Source organism: Candidatus Hydrogenedens sp. (genome assembly GCA_035361075.1).
GTDB lineage: Bacteria > Hydrogenedentota > Hydrogenedentia > Hydrogenedentales > Hydrogenedentaceae > Hydrogenedens.
In genome coordinates, this window is record DAOSBX010000038.1 from 1 (window position 1) to 13,115 (window position 13,115).

8 protein-coding genes are annotated in these 13,115 nt (G+C 38.2%); 1 reads left to right on the forward strand and 7 read right to left on the reverse strand.

Going from position 1 to position 13,115, the window contains the following annotated elements:
* From PLJ10_10905 to trpS, 7 genes are all read right to left on the reverse strand, one after another.
* Positions 1-1,718: tetratricopeptide repeat protein (locus tag PLJ10_10905; GenBank protein ID HOK10154.1), on the reverse strand; the 1,718-nt coding region annotated here is incomplete at its 3' end.
* A 179-nt stretch (positions 1,719-1,897) separates the two neighbouring features.
* A complete protein-coding gene (locus tag PLJ10_10910; GenBank protein HOK10155.1) occupies positions 1,898-4,120 on the reverse strand; it encodes a PBP1A family penicillin-binding protein in 2,223 nt (740 codons plus the stop codon).
* 26 nt (positions 4,121-4,146) lie between these two features.
* Positions 4,147-4,554: a VanZ family protein gene (locus PLJ10_10915; protein HOK10156.1), complete on the reverse strand. Its 408-nt coding sequence runs from the start codon at positions 4,552-4,554 to the stop codon at positions 4,147-4,149.
* Positions 4,555-4,556: 2 nt separating this feature from the next.
* On the reverse strand, positions 4,557-6,176 hold the full coding sequence (locus PLJ10_10920; GenBank protein ID HOK10157.1) for a hypothetical protein: 1,620 nt from the start codon (positions 6,174-6,176) through the stop codon (positions 4,557-4,559).
* Between the two features lie 25 nt (positions 6,177-6,201).
* Entirely contained in the window at positions 6,202-7,950 is a 1,749-nt protein-coding gene (locus tag PLJ10_10925) for a hypothetical protein (protein ID HOK10158.1), read from the reverse strand.
* Positions 7,950-9,527 carry a sulfatase gene (locus PLJ10_10930; protein HOK10159.1) on the reverse strand — a complete coding sequence of 526 codons (1,578 nt, stop codon included), beginning with the start codon at positions 9,525-9,527 and terminating at the stop codon, positions 7,950-7,952. Before PLJ10_10930 ends, PLJ10_10925 begins: the two co-directional genes overlap by 1 nt.
* A 134-nt stretch (positions 9,528-9,661) precedes the next feature.
* Complete coding sequence (trpS, locus tag PLJ10_10935) at positions 9,662-10,732, reverse strand: tryptophan--tRNA ligase (protein ID HOK10160.1); 1,071 nt, start codon at positions 10,730-10,732, stop codon at positions 9,662-9,664.
* A gap of 378 nt (positions 10,733-11,110) precedes the next feature.
* Here trpS and acs point away from each other — a divergent pair, with 378 nt between their 5' ends.
* Positions 11,111-13,105 carry an acetate--CoA ligase gene (gene acs / locus PLJ10_10940; GenBank protein ID HOK10161.1) on the forward strand — a complete coding sequence of 665 codons (1,995 nt, stop codon included), beginning with the start codon at positions 11,111-11,113 and terminating at the stop codon, positions 13,103-13,105.
* Positions 13,106-13,115: the final 10 nt, after the last annotated feature.

The following is a 13,115-nucleotide window of genomic DNA, read 5'->3' on the forward strand; positions in this document are numbered from 1 at the left end:
ACATACATCCCACCCAAAATATACACCGCCCAAGCATCGCCTTTTTCCGCAGACTTCTCATACCACTGTCGAGCCTTCTCGTAATCCTGCGGGACACCAAGACCTAAAAAATATATCTGACCCAAACCACTCATAGCATAAGCATTGCCTTTTTCCGCAGACTTCTCACACCACTGCCGTGCCTTAACATAATCCAGTGGAACACCAAAACCAAAGAAATGCTTTCTCCCTAACTTTTCCATTGCATTAGGTTCTCCTTGCTCCGCCAATCTCTGCAACTCTTCTAACGGCAGAATGTCTTTACTATCCTCTGTCCCTTCTTCCTGAATAAATAGAGCAAGAACTTGAGGTATATCAGATGCCACATCTCTACCTTTATTTAAGTTATCTAAGGCTAATTCGGAAATATCCTTATCCACATTCCTATCTATATTTAATTGCAGTATCCTGCGGGCTTCGTCAGGCTTTCCTAATTTTTGATAAATAGCAGAAATAAATATCCTGCTCTGACCATCCGTTTTGTCCAAATGTCTATCCGCTTTTATCAATAGTTCTTCTATCTCTTTAATTCTATTTTTATCCTGTAAGGCAGATGGCTTCTCAATTATCGTCCGCAATCTCATTACACATGCTCTACCAAAATAGGGGTCTCGATTCAGTATCTCCCTATAATATTTGAAAAAGTTGTCCAAACACTGGTCTCTTTTGGCTTTATTTCCCGCCTTCTCTGCTACTATCGCATAACTAAGCCAGAATGGAGGATAAGAACTCAAAAAGATGGAATTTCTCTCAAGGTCTTCAAAGCTTCTCATGGCTTTATCAATGTCTATTTCTTGTTCTGCTGAGATAAAATTATCTAATACACCTCCTCGTAAAACATATAAGTTTTTACTCTCAAAATTATATTTACTGGAAGTATCCCAGCATGCACTTAACCATTCCTGCCACAGCTCATTTATCTGCTCAATTTGGTCTTTTTTAATCTCCCATAATTCTTTATCAAGTTCTTCCTCCATTTGTGACTTTACATCCTTATAATTAAAAAAAGCACTAATACTGCTTTGGGCTAAACTGAGTACAAAAGATAACGGGTTAGCACCATAAGCACGAACACCCCCGATAGCTTTCCATACAGCCTTCTTCTTGCTTCGTTCAAAAGCATTTGAAAATCGCTCTTTCTCTTCATTATTTAATTTAAATTGAGTTATTACTCCCATAATTTTTGTATATAAATCAATTACTTTTTTTTCCGCTTTGACTCGTTCAAACACCAGATTATTGATAATGTTGTCATATTCTTGGTCTAAAACGATACGGTTCTCTGTATTAATGATTTTCTTGATAGAGACTGTTGCCAAATTAAGAGTTTGAACTAAACGGGCAGAATTCTCATCTAAACTTGTTTCATTCCCCTCCCTTTCAGTTTGTTTGCCATTATCATTCGACTTTTCTACATTTTTTACTTGTTCAGGTTCTCTTTCTTGAATTGATTCCGCTGTTGGTTTATTAGAATCAGGATGCGTCGGTTGAGGTACTTGTGTCTCTGTTTGTGTAGGGTTGGATACAGAACTATCTATCGATACCAATTTATTTGGCTGTTGCATATTATTGATTAATAAAATTAATACAATGACAAACAAAGCTATGATAATAAGAAGTAATACAATTATTAAATACAACCATTTTGTGTTTCTCACATTTCTATTAATATCTCTCATAGCCCTATTCCTTATAATTAACGAACTTTTAATAATATGTTAATAACAATTATAAAAGAACAACAACTTTCAAACAAATACATAAAACAACATAACACATTTTTAGGACGAACACATGGTTTTGCCACTACAGTTACGTATGTTTTCCGTTTCTCATATTATATGCAATAAAGATGGCATTAGAAACCAGGGTCGGGGTTGTATTGTTCTTCGGGCGGAAGGATTGGAGAAATTTCGGTTTCTACTGGTGAAGGTTGTGTTGATGTGGAAGGGGTTGTTTGTGTCGTTCTTCCCTCAATCGGCTCGATAAGTACCTCTTCGGGGACAGGTTCTGGTTTCAGGATTGGTCGAGTCACAGGTGGAGCAGTTCCTTCAACATAAGCCTCTTTATAGGAACCACCTAACGTACCCGTAACACGATTGATATTGTAAAATTGAACGCCATCAGGCACCACAAAATCGCGAACAGGTAAATCTTTCTCCGCAGATAGCATAAATTCAACCCATATAGGACAAGCAAGCCGTCCACCAGTATAATTGGCACCTCTGCCTAAACTACGATTATCTTTATATCCGACCCAGACAACAGTTGTATAATCTGTAGTAAAACCACAGAACCAGGCATCTCGGCTGTCGTTTGTTGTCCCTGTCTTACCTGCGACTGGCCGTTTCAATGCACTTGCCCGATGCCCTGTAGGATAGTAACCTAACGATCGGTCTGGTGTGCACACACCTTTCATCATGTGCATAACAACATAGGCTGGAGGTGGGTCTACCACTTGTTCTTTTTGCTGATAGAGTCGGTAGTCATACAGAAGCAATCCTTCAGCGTCACGTATTTCCTTGATTAATACTGGATAATATTTCATCCCATTATGTGCAAATATTGAGTAGGCTATCGCATGGCTTAATACAGTTACTTCAACGGTACCCAAACCTAATGTAAGCCCGACATTATCTCCGACAACTGTATTAAGTTCACATCGTTCAAAAACAGAACGAACCGCAGGCAAACCTAACATGTCCACTAATCGAATTGAAACAATATTTACAGACTTTTCTAACGCAACCCGTAATGGCATGGGTCCTCGGAATGAACCATCAAAATTTTTCGGTGCCCATACACGACCATTACCCATAGCACGAATAAATGGAGTGTCATTTATTAAGGTAGATGGAGTCATACCGGATGCAATTGCAGCGAGCCATACAAATGGTTTTACACTGGAACCTGGCTGACGTTTCGCTTGTGTTGCGGTATTATACTTTTCCTCTTCCCAATTCCTACCACCTACCAACGCACGAACATAACCTTCAAAGCTGGGGCGATTGTCAATACAAACTAAAGCACCCGATACAGGAATAAAATTTTTCGTTTCCTGTCGAGGCTTGTCGAATTTTGAAAGATGTGCTTCTAACACTTCTTCCGCAACTTTTTGTAGTCTGTAATCCAAAGTAGTATAGACACTCATTCCCCCTTCAAACACTTCATTTACAGTATACTTTGACAATAAGATTTTCCGAATTTCTTCAACAAAATAAGGGGCTTTCACACGATAAGGTTCAAGAATATCTACGCCTTCTTTCTTCAATTGTTCACGCTTTTCAGGGGTCATAACACGCTCAGCCAAATCTTCTGATATCGCCTCCTGATATTCTTTCTCCGTAATAAACCCTTCCTCTAACATCTGCCCAAGAACGATGTTTCTCCGTTCAATAGCATTTTTTAAATGATTAATAGGCTCATTTACATTTGGAGCCCGTGTTAATCCTGCAAGTGTAGCCCCTTCGCTAAGTGTTAAGTCCTGTATACTTTTCCCAAAATATTGCCTCGCTGCGGACTCCACACCATAAGCGTTTATTCCAAGAAAAACCTGATTTAGGTATAGCTCTAATATCTCATCTTTTGTGAATTCACGTTCTACCTGCAAAGCAACAATAGCCTCACGTATCTTCCTTTTCACTGAACGTTCTTGTCCTATCCCCAACGTTTCCACATTTCGTACCACCTGCTGAGTAATCGTGCTACCACCACGAAAACGTCCTGTCCGCAAACCATACAAAAAGGCATTGATGATAGCATCTGGACGCACACCTTTATGTGAATAGAATGATGCATCTTCTGTAGCAATAAATGCTTTTTGCACATGAAGCGGAATTTGGCTAAGTGGTACCAATTGCCTGTCCTCAACGGTAAACATATATAAAAGTTCTCCAGTTTCCGCATATACCTTTGTCCCCGTTTTCGGACGAAACGTCTCTAAGGCTGAAATTGTATTTTTTGCATCTTCCAAAATCCACACAAACATACCCAACGCAGAGCCCCATAATGCCCCAATAATCAGCATAAAACTAAAAAAGAGCCACGCACATCCACGTTTTGGTACCAATGTATATTCCATATAATTACCCTAATTAGCAATTCTTTTCACATTTTTATCTTAGAAAACGCTCTTTGCCGTAGTATCCATTTGTTGAACAACAAAGATAACAATAGTATCACCATTGTGCCAATAACAGCACCACATAAATTTGCAAAAATATCAAGTAACTCAAATGAACGTGTTGGAACAAAAATCTGACATATCTCAATAAAAATACCATAAATAAAAGGAACCATAACTGAGATACACCCTATTTTTATTAAAGTATGTCTTTCATCTGCCCTTACCAAGCCTATAGCAATAATTCCCGCAAGTAGCATATAAAGGAATGTATGAATAATTTTATCTTGATAAGGAAACAACTCAGGAGTTTCCATTGTAATGGGTTGAATTGAAATCCAGAATATAAAAACACTATATATAATTGATAATAATAAATACCTTTTTCGCAAAATTAGTTCCCTTTCGGCTGAATTATGATTTGGTCTCTCGGAGTTAGCTTCGTTTTCTCCTCATCATTTGGCGAATCAAAACCTGAATTAAAAGGTGCGTTTTGTGTTATCGGCTGATTTATTATCTCATCTGAATACGGTGTCTTATTATCATTATCAGACTTTTTATCAAAAGTAGGTACCAAACGGTCAGGTAAAATACTGATAATACTTGGATAACCCTCGTCTATTGGGGCTCTTATCACAGGTGCTTCACGCACACTCAAAAAACCTGTTTCATCCATATAAAAAGTCAACGTTACATCTCGTCCTTCGGATAGCATATCAGCAAGAAGAAGGTATACATCCGTGGCAAAATATTGCCTTAATTTTAGGAGTTCATTTGTCATCTGTAGTGTCTTTTCAGAATTTAAGAACCATAAATAAGCCGACATTGGCAACAATTCATCTGGAGCGTTAAAATAAAGTTCAGGGCGAATGGTTGTCCGCGTATAATTATAACCACGGGTTCGAGCATTCATTAAAATCGCATTTCTGCGGAATAATAATTCAGGACGAAGCTTAAACTGCGTCCATTGTATTGCCTTAACAATTTGAACTACTGCTCCCAATGAAAATTCTGGTGCTACTTGCGGTCCTATATGCTGAGGAAACTCCATCGGATTGCTCATAAGCTCCATCGGCAAAAAGGGTATATCAACGACAATACCATTCCGAGTCGAAGCAAGAATTTTTGTTGCAGATATACCAACACCATCAGGAACGATAATAACCTGAATATTATGTAATTTCGAGGTTAAACATTGAAAAATACTCTTTAAACTCCGATAATGAGGTTCAGTCAACATCCCTCCATCGAATACTAAAATGCCATGGTCATTGAAAAAGCCCCGCATTGGCTCCGGCAACTGCACTACAGCCGAAAATTTATTTGGTGGCAAAAATGCCAACATAGCAAGACAAAAATAAATAATTGTTTCATGTAGTGAGGCTGATATCTGTGGAGAGATGGGCTCGTCAGTCGTGGTAGAAACTTGCCCTATAAAGGAATTCCAAAGTGTCGTAAGACGTATCGAAGTTTTTTTAGCTCGAATGTTTATTATATCAGCCAACTGTGCAACTTGATTCTCTTTTACATATTCAGACAATTTGAGCAAAAATTGAGATGCTAACAATACCGAAATCGCATTAGGATTTTGTTTTTGAACTTCTGATATCATGCCGATACTTACAAACATCGCAGAATATAGCAACAACTCACTCTGAAACTCTGGCGTTTGTTGTAGGATAATATCCCATAATTGAGTATGTTTAAGGTCGTAAGAATTTGCTTCAAAATAAAAAGCCACCTGCTTCTCCCAGGCAGTTAAAGTCAAGGTCTTGGAAATCAGTTTCTCCCGTAATTCTCGCCAATATGTTTCCCATTCTAAAGTACCCAGTTCAGGCGGAGAAAAGTCAATTATATCCGAACTTAAATCTAATCCAGAACTATTAGACACAGCATTTATAGGAGACGTGGGTTGAACAGGATTAACATCACCAGATGTGTCTTGCAAAGCAAATCCACAAACTAAAATAAATAATAATAAACATAACATCACGACACATATTTTAGTTTGCATGCACATCATTTAACCCTATTTAATTCTATAATTCATCTTTATTTTTTGAAATAACTTCTGATACATCGTATAACTTCGTATTTCCTCTTTCAAAAACAGTCGGACTATCTTTTAATACTTCTGGAGGAGACAACCCCGACATTTCTTGCTCGTAAGAACCGAAGAAAACATACGTTACCTTATATTTTGCTAATATTTGTTTCTGAATATCTACATTATTTTTTTCATAGTAAAAACGGTTCACATCCTCCGTTTTTTTGACATAATCCTTTGTAAGCATAAAATGTCCTGTTACCGTCTTACATGGTGTATGGGCATAAATAAACTGCGAGGTTCTGGGTGATGCAAGAACAACATCATTTTCTTTTGCACTCCTTTGTAAATACTCCAAAACTGCGTAAGAATCTTTCTGCAAATAATACGTCCATAGGGGATGCCCATATTTCAAATCATGAAACATAAAATAATACACAAACACAGTTGTCGGAATAGAAAGTAGAATGACAAAAAAAGCAAGCCTTGTTTTAGCAAAAAATATTGGTGTTATAACTCTATTTGCCAAATTTCTCCCATCTTGCACTACTTTTAGATAATCAGTAATCCACTGATAAGGACCCACAATTGTTAAAATAGGTGGAACAATAAGAAAAGCATATAACCCTGACTCTTGTCCAGGTTTCCAGTAGGGATAAAGATTACAAATACCCCAAGCGACCATAACCCAAGTAAACAAAATAAGATGGCTAATTCGTTGCTGACATTTTTTTGCCAGATAAATAAAAAATATCATACATATTAGCCATGTCCAACCAACACCAGCCACATATTCAATCAAGAACCCCGATTTCCCTAAAAATTGATGATTCTGGGACCAACCTGACATTTTTAACGGGTCAGAAATGGACATCCATAAATAATATAGAATTGCGGGGAAATGAATAATAGATGGAATAGCACAAAAAAGAAACCATTTAATTTCCCACTGCTTCTGTGTCCAACAAAACAAAATGGGAGTTAATAAAAACATAATATACGACTCAGGGATTAAGAAAGGACGCATAAGTGAATGAGACAAAGCCATTAACCCTGAGAGGATAAAATATTTTGCCTTTCCCGATTGAAAACCACGAATCAAAAAAGCATACATTAAAATAGCAAGTGCGAAAGAACGAATAAAATGTGGTTTACATACGAGGTAGCTAAACACTTGAATCCCATCTATATCCCATGAAAGAGGCAACGAAAGATGGGTGTAACGGTTCAAACACCAAATGAGCCAACCAAAACCTGAACCTATAGTGATAAGAAGCAGACTAAACCGACGTTGTTCTAAATTATCCAGATTGATTGCCAGCAAATAATAGACAGCAAACAAAAACAAAAAAACAGACAGACATCTATCCACATGAAAAAAACTGAGAATGGACATATTCAGTAATCGTGCAGTCCTTCCCAAAAGCCACCACTCTACATTACAAAAAGATGAGGTGCTTTCAGGAGTACATTTGTTCTCTAATAGCCATTTCCCTTCCCATGCCTGACGTTGAAACATCAGATAGCCATTAGAACCCAATGTTCCTCTGCCAACCATCCCCATAAAAACACGGTCATCTCCCGCTATTGCATAACCATATAAATACGGCAATGTGCCTAAAACACATATAATTATACCTATTAAAAAAGGAAAAAAGAATTCCTTTTTGGTAATGACTGGACAGTAAGTAAATTCGCTTTGTAGAACTATCTGCAATTTATCTGTGGTTCTTTCTTCCATTAGAAGTACCCCGAATTATTAATACTATCTTGTATCTGAGGTGTTATTGGCGAATCTGCTTCTTTCTGGTTTTCAGACTTAACAGGTGGTGGATTTAACCTCATTTTTTCATGGTCCGATATCGGTTCAGGTCGGTTTGCACACCATTTTCTCCATGCTTCACGAAACATACGCCACCGCTCTTCTTGTTCCGTCACGGGCACAAAAGTACTTGGAAATCCTTTATCATTAGGGGCTATCAACTCTTCAAATTTAGTTTCACCACAAAATGGAATCGGATGGCGGATACCTTTATCATACTCATCACGGAGTTGCTTTTGCTTCTGGGCATATTCTACACATTCTTGCCATGTAAGCCATTGTTGCCAGTTCAAATATTGCCAACCATCTTGTATCAATGAACGGCCTATCGTTCGCGTTGGAAGATACAGTTCCGAAAAAATAATTCGGTTCCCTATTTCAGGTGTGTTTTCTCCAGTCAACAAATCAGCAACAGGTAGAGAAATGCCATCCCATCCTTTGTCTATGTAATTAAAACCTGCAAGTGTTATTAAGGTTGGGAATAAATCGACAAGAGATGTTTCTGAATGAACCCACCGCTTCTTTATCCCGATAAAAGGAGCATGAATTATCAATGGAACACGAATTGTTTCAAAATATAAATGCCATGCATGTTCGACAAAACCATGGTCTAAAAATTCCTCTCCATGGTCAGCAGTAACCACCCAAACAGATTTCTTTCCTGAACGAAGTTTCTCAATCGAACGATATAACGTTTTTATACAATCATCAGATAAGGCTATCTCCGCATCATAACGAACTATCAAATCATCAAAACGTGGGTCTCCTGAACCAAACCCTTGCTGTACTAATTCATTTAAATGAAATCGAATATCATCATACACACGCAAAGGCCGTTGATAAATTTTATCCTTAAAACGGAGATAATAAGAGGGTGGGGGTTCGTACGGGTCATGAGGGTCATAAAAATGGATATATGCAAAAATAGGCAAATCCGAATTTATATTATTTATGGTCTTCAAAAGCTGTTCTACCAACCTCGGACCGTTACCACTTAAACCGTAATCAGAAGTCAATACTTCAACATGGTTAAACCCTTTCCCATACATATACGATTCAAGGGCAGGCTGGTCTGTAAAAAGGAACGTTTCATAACCATTCTGCTTGAATACCTCAGAAATAGTCGTAATATCTGGGGAAACCTGAGCTCGCCAACCCGTTCCCCATGGATTAGAAGATGGATAACGTCCCGTTAGAATAGCACTAACACTTTCACGTGTAAAAGTAGAAGGAGCATAGGCACGAGAAAAAATCAAACTCTGCTCTGATAACTGGTCAAGGAAAGGACTGGTATCACGTGTATAACCATAAACGCCCAAATGGTCAGCCCGAAGAGCATCAATAACTATAACAAATATATCTGGATATGAATTTAATGATGTTTTACTCGGTGTAATTAAATTTGCCGATTGTGAAACATCAGAACAACCAAAAATTGAGACAAACAAATATACCAGTAGGACAGGTAAAACTATTTTAATCCTAATACACAACATGTAAAACCTGTTAAAAAAATTGTTATCCACTTTCTACCTATACAATAAAAGAATACGTCTTATAAGTATACAATAATTATAATTAATGAATAATAGCAACAGATAAATTTAAGAATAAAAATTCAAAATGGAAATTATGCACGGTATAACGAATGACCAATTCCCATAGCTTCACGAACAGCCTCCACAGTTTCTAACGCCACTGGTGTCACTTTCTGGGCATTGGCACGAAGAAAGGCTTCTACATAATCTCTATTATTCTCTGGATGATGAAACTTTTCTATAATCGGGGCATTAAATTCAGAAACGAGTCGGGCAACTTCCTGTTTCAATTTTCCATAAAACTTCTCGCCATTCCGGTATTTCTGAACAAATTCAAGATATAAAGGTTCAGGGGCTAATAATGAAAGAAGTCTATATAAAACACCGACACCTGGTGGCATGTGAGGAATAATTGCGTCTGGATCATTACTCTCTACAGGAAGAGGCAAGGGGTCAGTGGAAGTTTCTACTGCCCGAACCTTTTTTAATACTGTATCAGGGTCATCCAATAAGTCTAATGTATTATGCTCACTCTTCCCCATTTTCGACGAGCCATCCAACCCAGGCAATCTCAACGCTTCACGACCAACTGCCTGCGGAACATGAAGTGTCTCACCAAAACGACTATTAAACCGCTGTGCAATATCAATCGCCATCTCTACATGCTGTCGTTGGTCATCACCAACAGGAACTTTATCTGCACGAACAATTAATATATCCGCAGCCATCAACACAGGATAACCCAATAACCCAAAAGAAAGTGGATTCCCATCAATCTTTGCATCTTCTTGTAATTTGGAGAGTTTGTCCTTATATGTCGTGCCCCGTTCAAGAAAGCCAATATTGGTTATCATGCCCAGAAGAAGGGTTAGCTCCGCCGTCGACGGCAAATCACTCTGACGATAAATAATCGACTTATTCGGGTCTAAACCACATGCAACATAGGTACGGAGCATATCTATTGTATTCTGATAAATATCCTCACGGGTCGTAATGGTAGTTAACGCATGATAATCCGCTACAAAATAATAACATATTGCATCTCCAGATTCCTGAAGTTTTAAAAAATGACGAATCGCACCAAAATAATTTCCATAATGAAGACGACCTGTAGGACGAATACCTGACAAAATAACTTCTCGTTTTTTTTGTGATTCTGCCATTTTTCCACCTCTTCTATACTGTGTAATGTTAAAGTAATATTGTTTTTTGAAAGATTATGAAAAAGTAAAGGTTTGTATATGTAGTATATAAAAATCTTAATGAAAGACTCTAATTGACAATCATCAGGTACAAAGTAGAAAAATTATCTTCCTTCATCTATGATTGTTCTCTCGATAATTCAAAATTTATCCCTAATCAATAAAAATCTTTATAAAAAATAGAATTCAGCGGGTAATAATTGGGAAATAGCCGATTACTTCCGTTTTGACTTTTAGGTTTGACAAATATTACAATAATTTATATAACGAACGGTAGGTAAAACCAAAAAGTAACAATAATTATAAAACTTAAACCAATAACCAATTGGAGGACGTATTATGGCAGAAGAGAAAAAATCAATCAGCTCATTGATGATCGAAAACAGAACATTCCCACCATCAGAAGAAGTGCGGAAAAGAGCCCACATCAAGTCGTTTGACGAATATTACCAGATGTGGAAGCGGTCAATTGATGATTGTGAAAATTTCTGGTTAGAACAAGCTGAGACACTATCATGGTTCAAAAAACCAACAAAGGCATTGGAATATACATGGAATACCGATGCCCGCATCATCCGTCATACATGGTTTGCCGATGGCGAATTAAATGTATCCTATAACTGCCTTGACCGTCATTTGAACACGCCTACCGCTAAGAAAACAGCCATCATTTGGCAGGGCGAACCAGAAGAAGATGTGAAACATATCACGTATGAAGAACTTTACAAAGAAGTGTGCAAATTCGCAAATGTCTTAAAGTCATTAGGTGTAAAAAAAGGTGACCGCGTTTGCATTTACCTACCAATGATTCCAGAATTGCCAATTGTGATGCTTGCATGTGCTCGAATCGGTGCTATCCATTCTGTAGTTTTCGGTGGATTCAGTGCTGAATCGCTTCGTGACCGTATTCTTGATTCCGAGTGTAAAATTTTAGTTACTTCAAATACTTCCTTACGCTCTGGAAAATCTATTCACTTAAAGGAAATCGCCGATAATGCATTATCACAAACACCTTCCATTGAAAAATGTGTCGTCGTAAAAAGAAATGACGAACCCTGCAATATGAAAGAAGGTCGTGATTTATGGTATGACGATTTAATGGCAAAAGCAAGTGACGTTTGTGAACCAGAACGGATGAATGCAGAAGACTATCTATTCATCCTTTATACCTCTGGCTCAACAGGAAAACCAAAGGGTGTTGTACACAGCACTGCAGGTTACTTACTCCATGTATCATTATCACACAAATACATTTTCGATATTCATGATGATGATATTTATTGGTGCACTGCGGATATAGGTTGGGTAACTGGGCATAGTTATATTGTCTACGGTCCACTTTGCAATGGAGCGACATCAGTAATGTTTGAAGGTGTCCCAACCTATCCAGACGCAGGACGTTTCTGGCATATCGTAGACAAGTTCAAGTGCACAGTTATCTATACTGCACCTACTGCTATTCGCACCTTAATACAAAAAGGTGATGAATGGCCTGCAAAATATGACCTTAGTTCATTACGCGTATTAGGATCCGTTGGTGAACCGATTAACCCCGAAGCTTGGATGTGGTACTATGAAAAAATTGGTAAAGGTCGTTGTCCAATTGTAGATACATGGTGGCAAACAGAAACAGGTGGAATCCTCATTACACCGCTTCCAGGTGCACATACACTCAAACCAGGAAGTGCTTGCAGACCATTCTTTGGTGTCGACCCCGTAATATTAAGAGATGACGGGACAGAAGTAGATGCTAATGAAGGTGGAAAACTTTGCATAAGAAAACCATGGCCAGGAATGATGAGAACAACATGGGGTGACCATGACCGCTTTATTGACACCTATTTCACTATGTATAAGAACTTATACTTCACAGGTGACGGATGCCGTAGAGATGCAGACGGCGATTACTGGCTCATGGGACGTATTGATGACGTTGTAAATGTATCGGGTCATCGTATTGGCACAGCAGAGGTTGAAAGCGCCCTTGTCTCCCATCCTAAGGTTGCTGAGGCGGCTGTTGCACCCATGCCACACCCCATTAAAGGTCAAGCATTATATGCCTATGTTACGCTTGTCGCTGGAATCGAAGAAAGTGAAGAACTAAGAAAAGAATTGGTCATGCACGTCCGCAAAGAAATCGGTCCTATTGCCGCTCCTGATGTAATTCAGTTTGCTCGTGCACTACCAAAAACACGCTCAGGAAAAATTATGCGACGCATCCTTCGTAAAATTGCTGAGAATGACCTCAACAATCTAGGCGATACAACAACATTGGCTGACCCAACAGTCGTTGAAGAACTGGTTCAAGGCAGAAAAGCATTACTTAAAGACTAATTTCCTTATG